Source organism: Spongiactinospora sp. 9N601 (assembly GCF_044326295.1).
Classification (GTDB): Bacteria; Actinomycetota; Actinomycetes; order Streptosporangiales; family Streptosporangiaceae; genus Spongiactinospora; species Spongiactinospora gelatinilytica.
In genome coordinates this window covers 719,812-740,609 of the sequence record NZ_JBIRBB010000002.1, presented here as the reverse complement: position 1 = coordinate 740,609, position 20,798 = coordinate 719,812, and the positions used below count along the sequence as shown (strand labels likewise).

The window sequence follows — 20,798 nt, the reverse complement described above, 5'->3', positions numbered from 1 at the left end:
CTGGGACAGCGAGGCGGCCCGCCACGCCCGCGTCGCCGACGCACTCACCGACCACATTTCCCGCCTCGAGCGCTGAACTGCGACCTCCTCCACCGCCTTGCCCAAAAGGCCAGGGCCGGTTAAAGGAACGGCTGAACAAGGAGATCCGCCGCCGCACCGACGTGGTCGGCATCTTCCCCGATCGGGCGGCGATCATCCGCCTCGTGGGCGCAGTGCCGGCCGAGCAGACCGATGAGTGGGTGGAAGGGCGTCGTTACATGGGTCTGGACGTGCCGGCCAAAGCCCGGCTCCGGGTGATCGACGGCGACACGCCCGCTCACGACCCGCTGCCGCGAACCCTTACCGCTTAACCTGGCGGGCAGGATCACGCGCAGGCTGTTTCATACACCACCTCCGTGGACGTGACCGCGACCTGCTCCCGGAGGCGGACATGGGGCACGGCGATGAGTGATCAAGGAGCGGTCAATTCCGCGCCGCTCTCTGGCCAGTCACGAACAGCGTCCCCACGTAGTCGGGCTCCGGCGCGGGCTCGATCCAGGCCCGCACCGCCTCAAACCCCGCGTCCTGAAGTATCCGCGCCCACACGTGCGGCTCGTACGCCCATCGGTACACCCATACCCGGCGGCCGGTGAACCCCGCCCCGTACATGCCCTGCACACCATAGCTGCCTGGTACGGCCTCGGCGTGGGAGAACACCAGCCTCCCGCCCGGCGCGAGGCGGCGCAGGACCAGCGGCAGCCACTCCGCCGGGTCAGTGAACCACAGCCCGCCGAAGATCGAGTAGATCGCGTCCCAGCGGCGGTCTGTGTCCGCGAGGTAGGGCAGCACGTGACCTTCCTCGAACTGCGCCCCGGGCAGGTGTCCCCATCGTTGCCGCGCTGAGGCGACCTGGAGCGGCGAAAGGTCCACACCGGTCGCCTCGACGCCTTTGGTGGCCAGTGCGGCAACCGCGTTGCCACGGCCGAACCCGAGTTCGAGGGCGGTGGCGGGGTCGCCGAGTAGTTCGTCGCCGGGGCCGTGCTCGGGGTACTGCGTCCATCCGAAGGCGTCTTTCAGGGCGTCCTGCGGCGGCTGTGGGCGCATGCCGGAGGCGTAGTGGTCCCAGTAGGTGACGCCATCGGTGATGAGGGGCCTATCGGGCTTGCGGGGTGTTTCGGGAGCGGTGGGGCTGTCGGGCATGGCGGGCCTTGGGGGACGCGATGGACGGGACGCGCGTCACCGTATCGGCCCGGCGGGAGTGATCGCCGGGAAAGCCGAGAAACCGGCGGGAATCCTACGCCGGCAGCCGAAGGGCCGGGCACCCGCAGGTGCCCGGCCCGGCCTGGCTGGGTGGAGGGGCTAGTGGCATTCCGTGCCCGGCGCGCACGGCGTGCATTTGGCGAAGTCCGCCTGCCACAGCGGCCAGTCCACCTCGAACCCGTTGGCGGCGATCACGTGGGCGGTCCGCTCGACCGACCCGTCATATTTGAACTCGATCTCGGGGATGTGCTCCAGGAACCGGCCGCCGAAGTGCCGGCGGCAGAACTCGCGGTAGTTGCGGGTGTCGAGGATGAAGCCGTGGACGCCCCGGTCCACGAGCGGGCCGCATCCGATCTCCAGGTGCCGGCCGTGCTTTTCCATCGCGGTGATCAGGTAGGCGATGGCCTGCCCGAACACCCGGTTGGCCATGATGGTGTCCCAGGGGTGGTCGCGGACCAGGAGGGCGATCTGCCGTTCCCACACCTCGGGCGGGACGAAGGAACGCGGGTCGCGCGGGGCCTGGTCCTGTGGGCGCTCGGCGGCGGGGACGGCCAGGGCGACGGCGGGGGCAGGGGTTGTGGTGGTCATCGATTCCTCCGATTCCGGGGGGCGGGTGCCCGCGGGGAGCGAGCATCCAATCACTTGCTGTTGTATTGACGGTGCGCCCAGCGCGGCGCACCGTCGAGGGGTCAGCGATGTGAACCGATGTGAAAGTGCGTGTGTGATGCCGCCTGCACGGACGCGTCCCATCGCCAACCGGGCCCTGGCCCAGGCCATCAAAGACGCCGGTTGGACCCACGCGACCACCGCGGCGCGGATCAACGCCGCCGCCGCCGAGCACGGCAGCCCCCTGTACTACGACCGTTCAGCGGTCGGCCACTGGCTGACCGGCACCACTCCCATGCCTGAAGCCGTCACGGCTGCCGTGACGGCGTTCCGGCGCGGCCTGGGCCGCCCTGATCTGACCGCCGCCGACTTGGGATGGCAACAGGTGAGCCAAGCCGGTGCGGGGGACAATCCCTGGGATGGCGACCCGGTCGCCCGGCTGGCCACCCTCGGGGAGGACGATGTGCTCAACCGCCGCAGCCTGCTGTCCGCAGTCGCGTTCACCACCGCCGGGCTCGTTCCGCCCGGCCGGCCCCGGCCCGCCGCCCCGCCCACCGGCGGCCGACGCGGCGGTGCCGGCGACGTGGACCGCCTGCGCGCCACCACCGCGGTCTTCGCCGATCTCGATGACCGGTACGGCGGTGGCCACGCCCGCGCGGCGGTCGCCGCCTACCTGAGCCGGGAGGTGGCGCCGCTGCTGCACGGCACCACCGGCCCCGCCCGCACGCCGCTGTTCCGCGCGGCGGGCGAGCTGACCTACCTGGCCGCCTACATGGCCATGGACGCCGGAGCACCCGATCTGGCCATCCGCTACTACATCGCCACCATCCGCCTGGCCGACGAGGTCGGCGACCGGGCGCTGCGCGCCACCGGGCTGCGCAGCATGGCCGTCCTGGCGGCCGAGTCGGGCCGCCACGCTGAGGCGATGGACTGTGCCGAGGCCGCCGCCTCCGCCCTCGGCAGCCACGGCCCGGCACGCACGCGCGCCTGGGTGACCGGCATGCGCGCCGAAGCCCACGCCGGGATCGGCGGCCGGTGGGACGCCCTGGACCTGCTCCGCCGCGCCGAAACGCTGGTGGAGCGGGCGGACTCGCCACCAGAGGCGATGTGGACCGGCGCCTACCGCCGCGAATCGCTCCAGCACCAGACCGGGCTCACCTTGACCGCCCTGGGCGATCACTCCACCGCGGCCGGGCACTACGCCGCCTCCATGGACTCGCGCCGCCCCATCGAGCAGCGCACGCGGGCCCTCATCGGGCTACGCGCCGCCCACGCCCACCTGTTGTCCGGGCAGATCGAACAGGCCGCCGCCACGGTGCTCACCCTGGGCCCGGGGCTACGGTCGATCGTCTCCGCACGGGTACAGGCCGAGCTACGCCGGGTACGGGCCGGATGGCAGCCCTACCGGGGCAATGCGCAGATCGCTGACGCCGACCGGCAGATCACCGAACACGTTCTAAGCTGATGGTGTGCATGAGGTTCCTGACCGTCCCCTTGCCCGCCGCCGCGGCGGCGGGTTGATCCGGAGTGGCAGGGCACCCAACAGGGATCAGACGGGTGTCAATTGCAGGAACGATCCGGCGAGCATGCGCATCCACCCCGAGGTGGCCCGCCACACCACGTCGTCCACGTACAGGACGCTTCCTGCGGCGTGACCTGCCGCGGTCTCCATACCGATCTGTACGTACATTTCGGCCGTGCCGGGCGGGGCTGTGCCGGTCACCTGGTGCTGGACCCAGGTTGCGGCGGGGACCGGCCGTTCGTCGCGGAGGTCGCTGATCTTTTGTCCGTCGTCGTCGTACCAGGAGATCGCCGCCGACCCTTTGGGGTGGCCGGTCGGGGCGTACAGCCACGCCGAGAGGGTCCAGTCGATGCCGGGGCCGGTGGGCCACCAGTCGTACATGATGGCCCGGTCGCCGGCGTGGGCGGTGAGTTTCCCGGACTGGTCGCCGCCGTGGGCCACGTCGGTGGATGCCGGGTCCAGGTCCGCTCCGTCGAGGGCGTAGCCGGTGTCGCCGTCCTCGAAGTCGTCGCTCTGGTTCAGGCCGGCCAGGCCGGCTTCCACGGTGATGGTGCCGGGGGCGGTGATCAGTACCAGGCCGTCGGCGGCGGCGCTTCTGTGTGGGGAGCGGATGGTATCGGCGAGGTCGTCCAGCCAGTGGTAGCCGTTGAGGCCGATGTGCCACGGGCCGTCTTCTTGTGTGCCGAACGCGGCGAAGGAGCCGAACGCGGCCGGGGGGCCGTCGAGGCGCAGGTTGGTCGAGCCGCCCAGGTTCGCGGTGATGTCCGCCGACAGGGTGAGGCGGTACAGGCCGGGCTGGGCCGGCGTGTCGAGGCCGGGGACGGGGCGCCACCATCCGGTGTCGGTGTGCAGGTGGTCTTGGGGCAGGACGGTGCGGGTGGCCGGGGAGATCCGTGTCTCGTGCCCGGCGGGGGTCTGATGACGGAGGGTGTCGTCGGGCCCGGGGTAGAGGGCGATGTGCCCGGCGGGAGGCGGGGCGGGGCTGATGGTGGGCTGGGCGAGGTGGAGCGGGGTGAGGTGGCGGGTCATCAGGCGGTCACCTTGATGCGGAGGGTGTCGGCGGCCACGGAGATGTCGGCGCGGACGGCGACCGTGTTGACGTCGATGGTCTTGGCGTCCAGGCGGACGAATTCGCCGGTGGCGAGGCCGCGGAAGACGGGGTCGTTCACGTCGAGGGTGCCCAGGTTGTGGGTGATGTTGGTCCACACACCAGCGGTGAGAGCGGGCAGGTTCCCGGTATAGGGGCTGGGGAGGCCGAGCGCGGTCCGGGCGGCGGCCGGGGTGGTGGCGCCGGTGCCGCCCTTGGCGATGGGGACGAGACCGACGGTGATGTTGTCGGGGTTGACGATGATGGAGGCGTCGGCGGCGGCCACGTCGAGGTTCGCACCGTTTTGGACCAGGCCCGCGCCGGGTCCGGCGCTGCCGCCGCCTCCGGCGAACTGGGCCCAGGTGATAGGGGTGGTGCCGGGGGTGATCGCTGCGTCGCTGCTGATCGCCCACCCCGTGTCTGCGAGGGTGGAGCCTTCGGATATGAACACGAACGTGTTCGGTGCCAGCGTGTCGGCGGTGCGGGCCCACGCCCCCGCTGCGGCGGTGTAGAGCCCGTTCTGCACCGGGTTGGTCTGCGCCTTGACCAGGACGCGGTCCCCCGTCGTCACCGTCACGCCGTCGATGGTTTGCAGGCCGGACAGGGTGATGGTCCCGGTCGTCGCGGCCCGCACGGCGGGTTTGACGGAGATGCCGGCGGCGGCTTGGACGTCGGCCAGGCGCGCGGCGTCGGCGGGGTTGGCCGGGGCGGCGAGGCCGGTGAGTCTGTACCCGGCCATGGCGACATCCCCGCCGGGGGCGGCGAGCTGGTCGAGCCGGTTTGCGCGGACCTGCGCGGTGAAGTCGCTGATGGTGGAGGCGGGCTGCTGCCCGGTGTGGTTGGTGCGGGCGAGCGGGTTCGTGGCCAGCTTGCTCAGGGCGATGTTCGCTCCCGGGGCGATCTTGGCATCGGTGATCGCCCCATCGGTGACGTCGTCCAGCGCCATCCAGGTGCCGCCCGTGGTGCGCCAGGAGGCTTTGCCGGTCGCGGGGCTGGCCCACAGCTCGAAGGGCACGGGTGCGGTGGGCTCGCTGCTGGAGGTGGGCAGCACGACCCCGACGCCTGGGATCTGGTTGTACTTGTGCTGGCTGTACCAGTTCGGCATGACGGGGCCTTTCAGGTGAGGCGGAGGGTGCCCGACATGGGCACCGCCCAGGTGACGCGCACGGTCGCGGGGTGGGGAACGACAGGTCGCCGTCGATGACGTCGCCGCCAGGGGTGAAGCAGGTGACGTTCGGCTGCCGGGTGAGGGGGTGGGTGGTCTCCCAGACGGTGGCGGGGGCGGCGAACACGATGTCGTGCTGGTAGGTGCCGCCTTCCGGGCCGGGTGGTCCCTGCTCGCCGCGTTCCCCGCGCGGGCCCGGCTCCCCGGGTTCGCCAGGTTCGCCGGGCGGACCTTGCACGCCGGGTACGGCGACGGCGATCTCCACCACGGGCCCGGCCTGCTCGACCAGAAGGTGGACGTCGCCGTCCTGCCGCATCTGGAGGTCGATGCCGCCTTCGGTTGTCACTTCGACGTCGGGCGGGGTCACCGGGTCACCTCGGGATCGACGCGCACCGTGCCCTGCAAGAGCCTGCGGGGCCTTCCGCCGGCGTCGAGGAGTTCGAGGTCCCAGACGCCGGTGCGCCACGTCCAGGCGGCGGAGTCCTCGCCGGGGATGAACAGCCGGGCGTGCCCCGCCGCCGGGTCGGTGATGGCCAGACCGCCGCCCAGGTCGTACAGCAACCCGGCATCCGCGCCGCGGTGCGGGCGGATTTGCGCGCGCAGCGAGCAGCCGGTCAGGTCTACCGGGACGGCGGGGGCGTCGGGGGCGGGTTTGTGGGTGAGCGTGAGCCGCGTCTCGTAGTCGGTGCCCTGCTCGATGATCAGGTCGAAGGGTGCTGCGGCCATGCCGGGGAGGGTGGCATCCGTCGGGGTTTACGTCCGCGCCCCTCGCCTTTGCCGGGCGTCGGTGGGTCGTGCCGTACCGGCCGCCGGTGTGGCGCCTGGAATCGGCCCGGATTTCCGTTCTGGTAAGGAGTGTTACCCATGGCCGAGTTCAATGTGCCGGACCGTGTCGTTGAGGCGGTGGTGGCGTTCCTGGACGCGGGCGCGGAACTGTCGCGGCTGTCGGCAGCACAGCCCCGGCCTACAGAGGTCGCGGCCGGTACGGCGGTGTTGACCGATGAGCAGCGCGCCCAGTGGCAAGCGGCGTTCGCCGAGGAGCGGCGACTCGGCGAGGTGGTGCGGGAGGACCCGTGGTGGGCGGAGGTCGAGCCGGGGCGGCGGATAGCCGCCGAGGTCCACGTCCGTAACCTCGCCAAGGCAGCGCAGTCGCAGCGCGACGGGCAAGCACCCAGCGCCGGTAACAGCGTGTGACCTTGGTCTCCGATGCGCCTGGGTTTATGACTTCGCCGAGTGACGGGCCGGCAACACGATCGTGCGGAACGCGTGCGGGCTCTTGCCCTCCAGGGTTTCGATGTAGAGCTTCCGGTTCTCGTCCTCACGGACCACCTGGTTCACCGTCACGGTGCCCGCCGTGAAGTCGATGTCGCAGACCCGCAGCGCGGTCAGCTCGCCCCAGCGCAGGCCGGTGGCCAGCAGCATGAGGGCAATGTCGCCGGCGGCCTGGTCCACCTCGTAGGCGCACTCGATCCACACGGCGATCTCCTTGCCGAAGACCGGCTTGTCGGCGGTGACCGTCTTGCCCTTACGTTCGGGCAGGACGACATCACGGCACGGGTTGTGCCCGATGTACCGCTTGTTCACCGCGTACTCGAAGACGGGGGCGATGACCGTGCCGTGAACGTTCATGATCGTTTTCGCCGAGTACGGCCGCTGCGTCTTCTTGCCGTACGTCTTGGACTGCATGTAGGTGACCCAGCCCTGGATCGCCTCATCGGTGAAGTCATCGACCGGCACCCGCTCCAGGGGGCCCAAAAGCAGCCCGCTGGGCAATACGACGACGGCGGGGTAGACGTGCGCGGCGAGGTCACGGCGGTACTCGGCCAGGGTCCGGCGCTCGGCGTTGATCCGCTTGCCCAGGTACTCCTCGGCCACGTCCCGGAAGACCCTCACGTCGGTGGGCTTCGGAACCACGCCCAGCACTTCGGCGAACGCCGGGTTCCTGTACGGGTCTCGGTGCCCGTTGGCCAGCAGGGCCCCACGGAACACCTTCGCGGTCTCAAGGTCGTCGAAGGCGTAGGAGCGCGGAGGGCCCGTCCGCCTGCCGCCCACTCTCCAGTGGACGTAGTAGGAGTACGTGCCGTCCTTCTTTCTTTCGGTACTCGATGCCTTCAGCGCGTCGAGGAGCCAAGAACCACAAGTCCCTTCGCCCAGGGGGCGGGTTCCGTGAAGGTAGAAGATGACCATGGCTAGCGTCCTGCTTCAGCATGCCCGTGCACCCTCGGTGCACCCTCATGCAAAAACCGCCCCCGACCCGGGCGGGTCGGAGGCGGTTCGTAGATGTGGAGGTGGCGGGAATTGAACCCGCGTCCTTCAACCCCAAAACAGGGCTTCTCCGGGCGCAGCCTGTTACAGAGTTTCTCGGCCCCGGCGATCACACAGGCGTGTCGCCGACGGGCTCAGCCACTGTAAGATTTCCCGCGCGACCCCCGTGGCCGGGGTCGGCGGTTGAGCCTCCTAGCGATGCCGGACTCGGGTCGGAGGCGATCCCGGAGCCGGCAGAGGTCACTCGCTGCTTAGGCGGCGAGGCCCAGGCTGGCCTGGGAAACCTCAGCGTGCTTCTTATTGGCACTTGTTGTTTGCGGTCACAGGATTAACGAGGTTATGTCCGCAGTCCTCGGCCCGCTTCCCACTGCTTTGCAAGATCGAAGTCGAAACCACATCACCCCCATGTGCTGTTGTCAAGCTGTCGGTGTCCGTCGGGGCCCACCGAGTGTTCTGACGATACCCTCTACAACACCCTTCATGCCAACATGATTCCCGATCGTCCAGGGGCCGCCGTGATCGAGCTTCCGCAGGACTATCCGATCGTCGAACGCGACGCCGTACGCCTGGTGGTGCGCGACTCCCTGGAGCGGGTTCTGCTGTTCCACACGCGTGAGCCGGCACACCCTGAGTTGGGGACATGGTGGGAGCTTCCCGGGGGCGGCATGGACCCTGGGGAGACGTTCGTGCAGACCGCGGTGCGGGAGCTGCGGGAGGAGACCGGGATCGCCGTGACGGCGGCGCAGGTGGGGCCGCCGACCTGGCGGCGGCGGGCGTCGTTCCGGCATCGGGACAAGCGGCACGTGCAGAACGAGGTCGTGATGCAGGTGCGGCTCGCCGTACCGGGCCCGGACGTGGACGAGGCCGAACGCCTGGACTACGAGCTGGAGGACTACTTCGGCTTCCGCTGGTGGACCGTCGCCGACGTCGTGGCGAGCCGGGAGGCGTTCTATCCCGGCAGGCTGCCCGCCCTGCTGCCCGGCTTCCTGGCCGGGGAGGAGATCGACGAGCCCTTCGAACTCTGGTCGTAAGGCAGGTCGTGAGCCGGTCGTGAGGCGCGAAGCCCCGGGAGCGCGGCACGCACGCACGCGCTCCCGGGGCCGACCGGCAGGGTCGCGCCGGTCCGGACGGCAAGGCTTCCCCCGAGATGAAGCCTTGTCCTATCACAGCGACCGAGCCCGCAACCCCCCAAGCGGTGCTCAGTCACCTAGTAAGACGCGAAGGGGGCGGTCCATGGTTGCTCCGGGTGCTTCCCTTTTTTCATAGCGTCACGCGGTACTGTGCGCGCCGTGGAAGAAGGCGCCCGCGATGGCGGCCGGATCGTTGCCCTCGGCGAGCACCGCGACGGCCACGTCGTCCTGGTAGCCGATGAACCACGACCGGCTGCCCGTGGTGAACGAGCTGATGCCGTGTACCTGCGGCCCGTTGGCGTTGGCCGTGGCCGCGGTGCCGGAGGTGACCCCGGCGCGCATGAGGCCCCTGAGCACCTCGGTGCGGGCGGGGTCGAGCTTGATCGGGTTCGGCTGGCGGACCGGCGGCGTCTCGGCGGCCGGGTCGGGGGTGGCCGGCTGCTTGACCAGGACCGGCGGGTGCCAGGTGCCGTTCTTGATCGCTCCCGCGATCAGCGCCATGGACAGCGGGCTGACCTTGATGTTCTGGCCGACGATGGCCCTGGCCCTGGCGGCGCTGCTGGTGAGCCTGGGCAGCGAGCCGGAGAAGGACTTCAGCGGCAGTTGCCAGTCGCTGCCGATGCCGAAGCTGCGGGCGCTGGCGGTCAGAGTGCCGGCGTCCACCCGGCGGCCGAGCGCGGCCAGCGCGGTGACGCAGGCGTTGGCCAGGCTGCCCTTGAAGGTGGGCGTGCTCCCGGCGGAAGCGCCGGCCTGCTGGAACCGCGCGCCGCCCACCGAGCGTTCCGGCGGGCAGGGCAGCCGCTGCTTGGCGGTGACCCCGGACTGGAGCAGCGCGTCGGCGGCCACGATGGAGAACACGCTGCCCGCGGCGAACTTCCCGCCCAGCGCGTCCTTCTCCTGGTGGAACTGCTGGGTGGCGACCGCCAGGACCTCGCCGGTGGACCCCTTGACCGCCACCAGCGCGGCCTTGTTCGCACTGGCCACGGCCACCTCGGCGGACCCCTGGAGGCGGGCGTCGATGGTGGTCTGGACCGGGGCGTTGGACCGGCCCTCCCACTTGGCCAGCTCGGAGACCTCCTTGCCGGTCTTCAGGTCAAGGGTGATCACCCGGATCGCGGTCGCGCCGGTGAGCTGGTCCTGGTACGCCTTCTGCAACCCGCTCAGGCCCACCGAGTCGCCCGCCCGCTGCGGGCCGCCGAGCTGCTGCTCGGTCTCCGGGGTGATCGCGCTCACCCGGCCGACGATCTGGGTGGGCGCGCCCGGGTCCACCGGCTGCTTCTGCGGGCGGATGGTGATGCCCTGGATGGCCGTGAGGCGCGACTGCAACTCGGCGTACTTGCGGCGGCCGAAGGTGACCAGCGGCGCCAGCTCGTTCGGCGGGGCGGAGTGGATCCGGCTGAGCAGCCGGTCCTGGGCGAAGCCGGTGACCTCCGCCAGTTCCTCGCACAGCCGCTCTGGGTCCTTCAGGTTGGCCGGGGTGACCCCGGCGACGTAGAGGACGGCGTCGCGTTGCAGCGCGTCGCCGTTGCGGTCGAGCACCGGCTGGCGGCTGTCGGAGATCGGCGGCACCGCGAACCGCTGCCCCTCCTTGAGCTGCGGGTGCAGCACGCTCGGCGACCAGCGGACCTTCCAGACGCCGTCCACCAGGTGCAGCGGCAGCTTGCCGTGGTACACCCACAGCGGGTTGTTCTCCCCCAGGTCGATCTCGGCGCGGAAACCGGCCTGCGAGGCGTCGCCGGACCGCGACACGCCGGTGAGGTGGAACCGCAGGGACGCGGCGTCGAGTTGCAGCCGTACGTCCTCAAGGGCCTTGGCCACATGCGCCGGGTCGCCGTCGGTGCGGCGCGCGGCCATCGGGTAGTCGCCGGACTGCCAGCCGACCAGGAAGTCGCGCACCGCGTCGTGCGCCGAGGGCTCCTCGAAACAGCCGGACAGCAGCGGCGCCGAGGCGGCCAGCGCGAGGGCCGCGGCGACGGTCCTCCTGAGCGGGGTCCGGAAGGGTAGGGCAGATGCCACGGTCACCGGTACCTGTGCCGCGTCTCGCGGGCCATCTCCCGCTTCGCCTGCTTCTCGGCGAGCGCGTGCCGCTTGTCCCAGTCCTTCTTGCCGCGGGCGAGCCCCAGCTCCACCTTGGCCTTCCCGTCCTTGAAGTAGAGCTCCAGCGGGACGACCGTCAGCCCGCCCTCCTTGGTCTTGCCGGCGAGCTTGTCGATCTCCTTGCGGTGCAGCAGCAGCTTGCGCGTACGGCGAGCCGCGTGGTTGGTCCATGTCCCCTGTGAGTATTCGGGGATGTGCACGTTGATCAGCCACATCTCGCCGTCCTTGACGGTGGCGTACCCCTCCGAAAGCGATGCCCGGCCGGCCCGGAGGGACTTGACCTCCGTGCCCCGCAGCACCATGCCCGCCTCGAAGGTGTCTTCGATGTGGTAGTCGTGGCGGGCGCGTTTGTTTCTGGCGATCGTCTTGCGCCCGGTCTCGTGTGGCATGCCTTCGAGCCTACCGGCCGGCCTCAGACCCGGAGGTAACGGCGGAGCGTGACGAACGAGGCCATCACACAGATGATCACGCCGATGGCCATCGTCAGCATGATCACCCAGGCGACGTCGTTCCAGCCCAGCGCGCTGCTGCCGAGGTACTGGCCGACGCTCTCGAACAGGAAGACCTTGGACATGATCAACAGGGTGGCCGCGACCACCCCGCCGACCAGACCGGCGATCATGCCCTCCATCACGAACGGGAGCTGGATGTAGAGGTTGGAGGCCCCGACCAGGCGCATGATGCCGGTCTCCCTGCGGCGGTTGTAGGCCGACAGCCGCACGGTGTTGCCGATCAGCAGGATCGCCGCGAAGACCAGGATGAACGCGACCGCGAGCGCCGACCAGCGCAGCCGTTCCAGCAGGGAGAACCAGATCTCCAGGATCTTCTTCTGGTCGACGACGTTGGAGACGCCCGGCGCGCCCTTGATCCGCTCCATGACGGCGGTGTAGCTCTCCGGGTTCTTCACCTTGACCCGGAAGGACTCCGGCATGTCCTCGACCTTGACGGCGGCGACGAGCACGCTGTCGGCGCCGTACTGCTCCTTGAAGTTCTGGTAGGCCTTGGCCGCGTCCTCGTAGTAGACCTGCTGGACCTCGGGCATGGCCTGGATCTGCTGGCGCAGCGTCTCACGCTCCTGCTCGGTGACGCCGCCGGTGTTCTTGCACGCCTCGAACGGTGAGTCCTTCGAGCAGAGGAAGGCCGAGATCTCCACCTTGTCGGCCCAGAAGTCCTTCATGTTGGAGACCTGGGCGTTGATCATCAGTCCGACGCCCAGCAGCGCCATGCCGATGGCCACCGTGACGATGACCGCGACGGTCATCGTGAGGTTGCGGCGAAGGCCGATCCACACCTCGGAGAAGATGAAATTCGCCCGCATGCTCTTCCTGTAACTCCTGGTCCGGTCTTAAGGATGCTGATCAGTACGCCTGGCCGTACACTCCGCGCGACTGGTCTCGGACGATCTTGCCGTCCTCCAGCTCTACCACGCGCTTGCGCATGGAGTCGACGATCGCCGCGTCGTGTGTGGCCATGACGACCGTGGTGCCGGTCCTGTTGATCCGGTCGAGCACCTTCATGATGCCGATGCTCGTCGCCGGGTCGATGTTGCCGGTGGGCTCGTCGGCGAGGAGGATCATGGGGCGGTTGACGAACGCGCGGGCCATCGCGACCCGCTGCTGCTCACCGCCGGACAGTTCGTCGGGCATCCGGTGGGCCTTGCCCTCCAGGCCGACCAGCTCGACGACCTCGGGAACGACCTTTCTGATGAAGCGCCGGGGCTTGCCGATCACCTCCAGGGCGAACGCGACGTTCTCGTACACGTTCTTGTTGGGGAGCAGCCGGAAGTCCTGGAAGACGCAGCCGATACGGCGGCGCAGGTGCGGGACCTTGAAGTTGGACAGGCGGGCGAGGTCCTTGCCGGCGACATGGATCGCCCCGGCGTTGGGCCGCTCCTCCTTCAGCACGAGACGGAGGAAAGTCGACTTGCCTGACCCCGAGGGCCCGACGAGGAACACGAACTCCCCCTTGTCCACGTCCACACTGATGTGGTCGAGGGCCGGGCGGTTCTGGTTCGCGTAGACCTTGGTGACGTTATCGAAATGGATCACGGGCGCATCACGGCATGTCAGTCTAGGGGTTTGGGACGGTCGCGGGGGTGGTAGTGGCCACATCCCGCCGTTCGCCGGCCGGGGGGCGTAGATCTTTACCCTTGATCGACGTTCCGGTTGGCCAGAGCACAGTCTAGGGGGAACACTGGCATGGAAGGTCCATAACGGAAACAAAACGATTGCGCGTATAGCATCGGTAGGGCAATGAGGAGGGGAGCAGACCATGAGCTGCGATCATCTGATCTGCGCGAGGTGCGCCGGGCCGGTCGCCGAAGGCCGCTGTCCGCAGTGCCGGGCGATCAGGGACGACCTGCACGGACGCGGCCCCGGCGGCATCCCGCCGGCGCTCATCGTGGCCGCGCTGATCGCCCTGCTGATCTTCTCCCTGGGGCTGCGCGAGCTGGTGCTCGGCTAGCCGTACCGAAGCGCGCGCCCGGGGCTCACTCGCCCCTGCCGGACTCCTGACGGCGCATCCAGCGGATCTCCGCCTCGATGAACGAGTCGAGGTCGCCGTCCAGGACCGAGCTCGGGTTGCCGGCCTCCACCCCGGTGCGGAGGTCCTTCACCATCTGGTAGGGGTGCAGGACGTAGCTGCGGATCTGGGTGCCCCACGAGGTGGTGGACTCGCCGCGCAGCTCGGCCATCTTCGCGGCCTCCTCCTGCCGCTTGCGCTCCAGCAGCTTGGCCGACAGCACCGCCATCGCGGTGGCCTTGTTCTGGAGCTGGGAGCGCTCGTTCTGGCAGGAGACCACGATGCCGGTGGGCAGGTGGGTGAGCCGGACCGCGGAGTCGGTCGTGTTGACGCCCTGGCCGCCGGGCCCCGACGAACGGTAGACGTCGATCCGGAGGTCTTCTTCGTTGATCTCGATGCGGTCGGTCTGCTCGACCACGGGGACCACGTCGACGCCCGCGAAGGAGGTCTGCCGCCTGCCCTGGTTGTCGAAGGGGCTGATCCGCACCAGGCGGTGGGTGCCGTGCTCGCCGCGCAGCGTGCCGTACGCGTAGGGGGCCTTGATCGCGAACGTGGCGGACTTGATGCCCGCCTCCTCCGCGTATGAGGTGTCGTAGACCTCGGTCGAGTAGCCCTTCGCCTCGGCCCATCTGGTATACATCCGCAGCAACATCTCCGCCCAGTCGGCGGCGTCGACCCCGCCCGCCTGGGAGTTGATCGTCACCAGGGCCTGGCGCGAGTCGTACTCGCCGGACAGGAGCGTGCGGACCTCCAGGGCGCTGACCTCGGTGCGCAGCGCCGCCAGCTCCCGGTCGGCCTCCTGGCGGGTGTCCGGATCGTCTTCGGACTCGGCCAGCTCGTAGAGCACGGCGACGTCGTCGAGCCGGGCGGCGAGACCTTCGACCCGGTTGTACTCGGACTGTATGTGCGAGAGCCTGCTGGTGACCTGCTGGGCCGCCTCCGGGTCGTTCCACAGGTCGGGCGCGGCAGCCTGCTCGCCGAGCTCCTCGATCTGCCTGCGCATGCCGTCGAGGTCGAGCACGTCTTTGATGCCCTTCATGGTGCCGACGAGCTCGTTGATCTCTTCTGACGGATCGATTACTGCCACGGTTGTTAAGCGTACGCGACCGTGAGCCCCTGTCAGGCAACGAGCAGGCCGTAACATGGGCAGGCGGTGGGCTAAGGGGGAGGCGATCGGTGCGAGCGAACGGGCGGCGTCGGGTGCTCGTGGCCACGCTGATGCTGCTGCCGGTCGTGCTGGCGGCGTGTTCGGCCGGCGGGAGGAAGGCCGGCGAGTCGTCCCCCGTGGCGGCGACCACCCCGGCGGCCACGCCCGGTGGCACGGCCACGGCGAGCACGGTGACCGCCCCGATGGTCAAGCAGGAGGAGGCCCGCCGGGTGGTGACGCGCCTGCTCGCCACCGACGACGTGCTGCGGGCGGGCGGCGAGCTGCGGATGGCGCTGGAGATCGTCCGCGACGGCCAGGCCGCGCTGACCACCGCGGCCTACCGGGCCAACGACATGGAGCCGCCCCGCTACGGCTGGGGCGACCCGGTCCTGTACGTGCCGCGCCTGGACCGCGCCCCGTACTGGTTCACCGCGGTGGTCGAACGGCGCGACGGCCCGGCCGGGCGGGAGCGCGGCGAGAGGCGGGCAGGCGGCTCCCGTTCGGCGGTGCTGACGTTCATGAAGGAGAACGACGAGTCGCGCTGGCAGCTCAGCTTCGCCACGCTGCTCTACCCCGGCGCCGAGCCGCCGGAGGTCGCCCTCGACGCCGAGGGCTACGCCACGGCCCTGTCCACCCGTGACGAGAGCGTGGAGATCAGCCCGCAACTGATGGCCCCGCTGCACGCCACGGTGGCCGAGGAGGGCTCTCAGGGCTTCTCCGCGGCGCTGATCGCGCCGGGCGAGCACACCACGGGCTACTCCGCGGAGATCGCCGAGCGCAAGCAGCAGGCCAGGCACGACGGGCTCAACTTCGACTCGATCTTCGGCGCGACCAAGTCGCCGGTGTTCGGGCTGCGCACCCGCGACGGCGGCGGGTTCGTCCAGTACGCGATGACCCGCACCACCACGCTGAGCGCCAAGCTGCCCAGCGCGCCGTGGATCGCGATCCCGCAGGACGCGCGCTGGGCCGCCGAACAGCCGGCGATGGCCAAGGAGATGCGGATCATCGAGACCCACCAGTACGCCGCCGAGGTGCCCGCCAAGGGCGCCCGCAAGCCGGCCGAGGTGATCGCCTTCGACGGGGCGATCACCAGGGTCTCCGGCAAGTAGGGCGCCCTCTCACGCCTCGCTGTGCGGCAGGCTGCTGGTGGCCACCAGCGTCCTGATGGCGCGCAGCGCGACCGAGAGCGTGGCGAGGTCGAAGGTGTCGCTCTCCCAGATCTCCGACAGCGTCTGCCGCGAGCGGGCCACCGCCGCGGAGTTGGCCTCCGACCAGTTGGCCAGGCGTTCCTCGGGAGACAGTCCCGGCTTGCTGTGGGTGAGCACGTCGCGGGTGAGCGAGGCGTGCGCGGCGTACAGGTCGTCGCGCAGCGCCGCCCTGGCCATGGAGTTCCAGCGGTTGTCGCGGGGCAGCGCGATCACGCGTTCGCGCAGCCTGGCCAGTTGCAGCCGCTCGGCGAGGTCGAAGTAGACCTCGGCCACCTCGCTCACCGGGCGGCCGATGAGCGAGGCCACCTCCACCAGGTCGAACGTGGAGTAGGCGGGCACCATGGCGGCGGTACGCTCGGCCAGCTCGTACGGCACGCCGCGGCTGACGAAGCCGTCCCGGCGTTCCTCGAACGCGGCGAGGTCGGGGCCGCACAGCAGCTTCGGCAGGTGGGGAATGAGGCCGTTCATCTCCTTCGCGAAGAAGTTCACCGTGGACGCCAGGTCGAGCGGCGGCCTGCGGTTGCCGAGCAGCCAGCGGGTGCCCCGCTCGGTGAGCTTGCGGGCCTCCAGCAGCATGGCGATCTGCGTGCCGGTGTCCACCTTGTCCAGCGACTCCACCGCGCGCCAGAAGGTCGGCATGTCGAAGACCTCGCGGGTCACCAGGTAGGCGCGGGCGATGTCGGAGACCGAGGCGCCGATCTCCTCGCCGAACCGGAACACGAACGTCGTGCCGCTGGAGTTGACCAGGTCGTTGACCACGCGGGTGGTGATGATCTCCCGGCGCAGCGGATGGGAGTCCATCTGGGCGCGCAGCCGCTCGCGCAGCTCGGAGGGGAAGTAGGACACCAGCCAGGACGCCAGGTAGGGATCATCGGGCAGATCGGAGGCCAGCAGCGCGGCGTCGGTGCCGAGCTTGGTGTAGGCCAGCAGCACCGAGAACTCCGGCGCGGTCAGCCCCAGCCCCGCCTGGCGGCGCTCGGCCAGCGCCTTGTCCGAGGGCAGGAACTCCAGGTTGCGGTCCACCCGGCCTTCGCGTTCCATCCTGCGCAGGTAGCGGGCGTGGATGTGCAGCATGGCCGGGGCCTGGGCGCGGGAGGCGGCCAGCACGACGTTCTGGGCGTAGTTGTCGCGCAGCACCAGGCTCGCGACCTCGTCGGTCATGTCGAGGAAGAGCTGGTTGCGCTGCTTGTCGGTCAGCTCGCCGTCGCGGACCACCCGGTCCAGCAGGATCTTGATGTTCACCTCGTGGTCGGAGGTGTCCACTCCGGCCGAGTTGTCGATGAAGTCGGTGTTGATCAGCCCGCCGTTCCTGGCGAACTCGATCCGGGCGAGCTGGGTCAGCCCCAGGTTGCCGCCCTCGCCGACGACCTTGCAGCGCAGGTCGGCGGCGTTGACCCGGAGCCCGTCGTTGGCCTTGTCGCCCACGTCGGCGTTGCTCTCGCCGCTCGCCTTGACGTAGGTGCCGATGCCGCCGTTCCACAGCAGGTCGATCGGCGCGGTCAGGATCGCGCTGATCAGCTCGTTGGGCGGCATCGCCATGACGTCGCCGGCGATGCCGAGCGCCGCGCGCACCTGCGGGGTGATCGGAATGGACTTCGCGGTACGCGGCCACACGCCGCCGCCCGTGGAGATGAGCGACTTGTCGTAGTCGTCCCAGGAGCTGCGCGGCAGCGCGAACAGGCGGGCGCGCTCGGCGTGGGACCTGGCCGCGTCGGGGTCGGGGTCCAGGAAGACGTGCCGGTGGTCGAACGCGGCCACCAGGCGGATGTGCTGGGACAGCAGCATCCCGTTGCCGAACACGTCGCCCGACATGTCGCCGATCCCGGCCACGGTGAAGTCGGTGGTCTGCACGTCCACGCCGATGGACCTGAAGTGGTACTTCACCGACTCCCACGCGCCCCGCGCGGTGATGCCCATGGCCTTGTGGTCGTAGCCGATGGACCCGCCGGAGGCGAACGCGTCGCCGAGCCAGAAGCCGTACTCCTTGGCGACCGCGTTGGCGATGTCGGAGAAGGTCGCGGTGCCCTTGTCGGCGGCGACCACCAGGTAGGTGTCCTCGCCGTCGTGCCGCACGACGTCCGGCGGCGGGGCGACCTCGTTGTTCACCAGGTTGTCGGTGAGGTCGAGCAGGCCGGAGATGAACATCCGGTAGCAGGCGATGCCCTCGGCCAGCACGTCCTCGCGGGCGCCGGAGGCGGGCGGGCGCTTGACCACGAACCCGCCCTTGGAGCCGGTGGGCACGATCACGGTGTTCTTCACCATCTGTGCCTTGACCAGGCCGAGGATCTCGGTGCGGAAGTCCTCCATCCGGTCCGACCAGCGCAGGCCGCCCCTGGCGACCTTGCCGAACCGCAGGTGGACGCCCTCCACGCGCGGCGAGTAGACGAAGATCTCGTACTTGGGCCGGGGCGGCGGCAGCACGCTGATCGCCTGCGGGTCGAACTTCAGCGCCAGGTACGGCTTGCGCAGCCCCTCCGCGTCCCGCTGGAAGTGGTTGGTCCGCAGGGTCGCCTGGATCATCTCCAGGAAGGCCCGCAGGATGCGGTCCTCGTCCAGGGAGGCCACGTCGTCCAGCGCGCCCAGGATCTCCTCGCGCAGCGCCTCGCTGACCTCCTCGCGCACCTCGGGGGCCCGCCTGGGGTCCAGCCGCGCCTCGAAGAACAGCACCAGCAGGCGGGCCAGCCGTACGTTGCCGACCAGCACCGACTGCATGTACTGGAGGCTGAACGTGGAGCCCGCCTGGCGCAGGTACTTCGCGTAGGCCCGCAGGATCATGACCTGCTCCCAGGTCAGCCCCGCCTGGAGCACCAGGGCGTTGAAGCCGTCGGCCTCCACCTCGCCCGTCCACAGCGCGGTGAACGCGTTCTGGAACAGGTCCTTGAACGCCTCCGGGGCGACCTCGGGCGAGGCGGCGCAGCGCAGCCCGAAGTCGTAGATCCAGGCGTCCCTGGTGGAGGGGTCGCCGTCCCGGTCCACCTCGTAGGGACGCTCGTCCACGACCTCCACGCCGAGCCGCGACAGCAGCGGCAGCGCGTGGGACAGTGAGATGGGCTGGTCGAGTTTGTAGACCTTCAGGCGGCGCTCGCCCTCGGCCGCGTCGTAGGGCTCGTAGAGGTTGATCTCGATGTCGTGGTCGCCCTCGGCCAGCCTTTCCAGGCGGCGCAGGTCGGCCACCGCCATCCGGGGCGGGAAGTCGGCCTTGTACGCCTCGGGGAACGCGGCCTGGTAGCGCTTGATGAGGGCCGGGGCCTCCTGCTCCGGGCACAGCTCGGTGACCGCGTCGGCCAGGTCGTCCTCCCAGGTGCGGGTGGTGGCGGCCAGCCGGGCCTCCAGTTCCTCGGCGTCCACGCCGGCCCCGGTCTCCGGCAGCGGCCTGCCCCGCTCGCCGCGGACCACCACGTGCAGCCGCGCCAGCGCCGACTCGCCGATCATCACGCTGTAGTCGATCGAGCTGCCGCCGAGCGCGGTGAGCAACAGCTCCTGCATGCGGGTGCGGACCTTGGTGGTGTAGCGGTCGCGCGGCAAGTAGATCAGGCAGGAGATGTAGCGGCCGTAGTCGTCGCGGCGCAGGAACAGCCGGACCTGCTTGCGCTCGCGCAGCCGCAGCACGCCGAGCGCCATCGGCGCCAGATCGTCAACCGAGATCTGGAACAGCTCGGCCCTGGGGAAGGTCTCCAGGGTCTCGATGAGGTCCTTGCCGTCGTGGCTGTCGGGGGCGAAGCCCGTCTCCTGGATCACCGCGGCCAGCTTGCGGCGCAGCACCGGGATGCGGGAGATCGACTCGTTGTAGGCCACGTGGGTGAACAGCCCGAGGAAGCGCCGCTCCCCCACCACCTCGCCGTCCGGCGAGAACAGCTTGACGCCCACGTAGTCGAGGTAGGCGTTCCGGTGAACGGTGGCGCGGGTGTTGGCCTTGGTGATGATGAGGATCTGCTTCTCGCGGGCCTTGGCGCGTAGTTCGGCGGGCATCGCGGCGAAGCTGTCGGAGCCCGCCTTGTCCATGCGCAGGATGCCGAGCCCGGTGCCCGGTACGGCGTGCAGGGCGTCGCCGTCGCCCTCCTGGGCCAGCCGGTACTCCCGGTACCCGAGGAAGGTGAAGTGCCCGTCGGCGAGCCAGTGCAGCAGGTCCAGGCTGTCCTCGACCTCGGCCGGCGGCAGCGGCGGTGGCGACACCGAAAGGTCTTCGGCGGTCCGCACGGCCAGCGCCCGCATCTTCGGGAAGTCCTCGACGGCGTAGCGCACGTCGGCGAGCACCCGCTGAAGGTCGGCTTCGAGCTGCTTGAGCACCGCCTGGTCGGGCTGCCGGTCGATCTCGATGTGCATCCACGACTCGGCGAGCCGCTGCCCGGTGACATCGTCGTCGCCGTGGTCGAGCAACTTGCCGGTCATGTCGCGCCGCACGTCGATCTGGGGGTGTACCACCAGATGGACGCCGATCTCCTGCCGGTCGAGCTCCATCGTCACCGAGTCGACCAGGAACGGCATGTCGTCGGTGACCACCTCCACGACCGAATGGCCCGGCTCCCAGCCGTTCTCCTCGAGCGTGGGGGTGTAGGCGCGCACCAGGGCCCGGCCCTGCGGGCGGTGCCCGGCGAGCCTGCGGTGCGCCATCGCGGGGCCGTAGACGTCCACCGGGTCGCGGTCGAGCAGATCCTCGGGCGCGACGTGCCGGTAGTAGGTGCGGAGGACGTCGACGGCCTCCGCCACGCTCACATTATCGCCACCGGCCCGATGCGCGCAGGTCTCGGCCGCGGCTTTGAGCAGATCGTCCTTGGCCTCATCGAGCGACATGTCGCTGTCTCACTCCTTTGT

18 protein-coding genes and 1 other RNA gene are annotated in these 20,798 nt (G+C 70.0%); 6 read left to right on the top strand and 13 right to left on the bottom strand.

Features of this window, described 5'->3' with window-relative positions; all coding sequences use genetic code 11:
• Window positions 1-350, top strand: a 350-nt coding sequence (locus tag ACH34R_RS07045) for a transposase (RefSeq protein WP_397560448.1), incomplete at its 5' end; no start/stop codon positions are given.
• Window positions 351-462: 112 nt separating this feature from the next.
• Here the strand turns inward: ACH34R_RS07045 and ACH34R_RS07040 are convergent.
• Both ACH34R_RS07040 and ACH34R_RS07035 read right to left on the bottom strand, forming a co-directional pair.
• Window positions 463-1,083 (bottom strand): class I SAM-dependent methyltransferase, encoded by a 621-nt coding sequence (locus ACH34R_RS07040; protein ID WP_397560447.1) that lies wholly within the window; start codon window positions 1,081-1,083, stop codon window positions 463-465.
• 255 nt (window positions 1,084-1,338) lie between these two features.
• On the bottom strand, window positions 1,339-1,827 hold the full coding sequence (locus tag ACH34R_RS07035; RefSeq protein WP_397560446.1) for a glycine-rich domain-containing protein: 489 nt from the start codon (window positions 1,825-1,827) through the stop codon (window positions 1,339-1,341).
• Window positions 1,828-1,963: 136 nt separating this feature from the next.
• Between ACH34R_RS07035 and ACH34R_RS07030 the strand changes: the two genes are divergently transcribed.
• On the top strand, window positions 1,964-3,310 hold the full coding sequence (locus ACH34R_RS07030; protein WP_397560445.1) for a hypothetical protein: 1,347 nt from the start codon (window positions 1,964-1,966) through the stop codon (window positions 3,308-3,310).
• Window positions 3,311-3,394: 84 nt separating this feature from the next.
• On the opposite strand, the gene ACH34R_RS07025 is transcribed toward ACH34R_RS07030, so the two are convergent.
• The 3 genes from ACH34R_RS07025 to ACH34R_RS07015 all read right to left on the bottom strand — a co-directional run bounded on the left by ACH34R_RS07025 (window position 3,395) and on the right by ACH34R_RS07015 (window position 6,345).
• Window positions 3,395-4,396, bottom strand: a complete 1,002-nt coding sequence (locus ACH34R_RS07025) for a hypothetical protein (RefSeq protein ID WP_397560444.1) — start codon at window positions 4,394-4,396, stop codon at window positions 3,395-3,397.
• Complete coding sequence (locus ACH34R_RS07020) at window positions 4,396-5,559, bottom strand: hypothetical protein (RefSeq protein ID WP_397560443.1); 1,164 nt, start codon at window positions 5,557-5,559, stop codon at window positions 4,396-4,398. The genes ACH34R_RS07025 and ACH34R_RS07020 overlap by 1 nt, the downstream gene beginning before the upstream one ends.
• Window positions 5,560-5,982: 423 nt before the next feature.
• Window positions 5,983-6,345, bottom strand: a complete 363-nt coding sequence (locus ACH34R_RS07015; RefSeq protein WP_397560442.1) for a hypothetical protein — start codon at window positions 6,343-6,345, stop codon at window positions 5,983-5,985.
• A gap of 138 nt (window positions 6,346-6,483) precedes the next feature.
• Between ACH34R_RS07015 and ACH34R_RS07010 the strand changes: the two genes are divergently transcribed.
• Entirely contained in the window at window positions 6,484-6,813 is a 330-nt protein-coding gene (locus tag ACH34R_RS07010) for a hypothetical protein (protein ID WP_397560441.1), read from the top strand.
• A 24-nt stretch (window positions 6,814-6,837) separates the two neighbouring features.
• On the opposite strand, the gene ACH34R_RS07005 is transcribed toward ACH34R_RS07010, so the two are convergent.
• Both ACH34R_RS07005 and ssrA read right to left on the bottom strand, forming a co-directional pair.
• A complete protein-coding gene (locus tag ACH34R_RS07005; RefSeq protein ID WP_397560440.1) occupies window positions 6,838-7,806 on the bottom strand; it encodes a tyrosine-type recombinase/integrase in 969 nt (322 codons plus the stop codon).
• 93 nt (window positions 7,807-7,899) lie between these two features.
• Window positions 7,900-8,289, bottom strand: a transfer-messenger RNA (tmRNA) gene (gene ssrA, locus ACH34R_RS07000).
• 110 nt (window positions 8,290-8,399) lie between these two features.
• Between ssrA and ACH34R_RS06995 the strand changes: the two genes are divergently transcribed.
• Window positions 8,400-8,915, top strand: coding sequence for an NUDIX hydrolase (locus ACH34R_RS06995; protein WP_397560439.1), 516 nt, complete (start codon window positions 8,400-8,402; stop codon window positions 8,913-8,915).
• Between the two features lie 237 nt (window positions 8,916-9,152).
• Here ACH34R_RS06995 and ACH34R_RS06990 read toward each other — a convergent pair whose 3' ends face one another.
• Genes ACH34R_RS06990 through ftsE form a run of 4 tightly spaced genes read right to left on the bottom strand, consistent with a single transcriptional unit; the run spans window position 9,153 to window position 13,159 of the window.
• Entirely contained in the window at window positions 9,153-11,030 is a 1,878-nt protein-coding gene (locus ACH34R_RS06990; protein WP_397560438.1) for a penicillin-binding transpeptidase domain-containing protein, read from the bottom strand.
• Between the two features lie 2 nt (window positions 11,031-11,032).
• Complete coding sequence (gene smpB, locus ACH34R_RS06985) at window positions 11,033-11,500, bottom strand: SsrA-binding protein SmpB (RefSeq protein ID WP_111167032.1); 468 nt, start codon at window positions 11,498-11,500, stop codon at window positions 11,033-11,035.
• A 23-nt stretch (window positions 11,501-11,523) separates the two neighbouring features.
• On the bottom strand, window positions 11,524-12,429 hold the full coding sequence (ftsX, locus tag ACH34R_RS06980; protein WP_397560437.1) for a permease-like cell division protein FtsX: 906 nt from the start codon (window positions 12,427-12,429) through the stop codon (window positions 11,524-11,526).
• Window positions 12,430-12,469: 40 nt separating this feature from the next.
• Window positions 12,470-13,159 carry a cell division ATP-binding protein FtsE gene (ftsE, locus tag ACH34R_RS06975; protein WP_111167030.1) on the bottom strand — a complete coding sequence of 230 codons (690 nt, stop codon included), beginning with the start codon at window positions 13,157-13,159 and terminating at the stop codon, window positions 12,470-12,472.
• 223 nt (window positions 13,160-13,382) lie between these two features.
• Between ftsE and ACH34R_RS06970 the strand changes: the two genes are divergently transcribed.
• Window positions 13,383-13,574, top strand: coding sequence for a hypothetical protein (locus ACH34R_RS06970; RefSeq protein ID WP_111167029.1), 192 nt, complete (start codon window positions 13,383-13,385; stop codon window positions 13,572-13,574).
• 25 nt (window positions 13,575-13,599) lie between these two features.
• Here the strand turns inward: ACH34R_RS06970 and prfB are convergent, their stop codons facing one another.
• The gene (gene prfB, locus ACH34R_RS06965) at window positions 13,600-14,718 is read right to left on the bottom strand and encodes a peptide chain release factor 2 (RefSeq protein WP_397560436.1); all 1,119 of its coding nucleotides are present in this window, start codon (window positions 14,716-14,718) and stop codon (window positions 13,600-13,602) included.
• An 89-nt stretch (window positions 14,719-14,807) separates the two neighbouring features.
• On the opposite strand from prfB, the gene ACH34R_RS06960 reads away from it, so the two are divergent.
• A complete protein-coding gene (locus ACH34R_RS06960; RefSeq protein WP_397560435.1) occupies window positions 14,808-15,887 on the top strand; it encodes a hypothetical protein in 1,080 nt (359 codons plus the stop codon).
• A 9-nt stretch (window positions 15,888-15,896) separates the two neighbouring features.
• Here ACH34R_RS06960 and ACH34R_RS06955 read toward each other — a convergent pair whose 3' ends face one another.
• On the bottom strand, window positions 15,897-20,777 hold the full coding sequence (locus ACH34R_RS06955; RefSeq protein ID WP_397560434.1) for an NAD-glutamate dehydrogenase: 4,881 nt from the start codon (window positions 20,775-20,777) through the stop codon (window positions 15,897-15,899).
• Window positions 20,778-20,798: the final 21 nt, after the last annotated feature.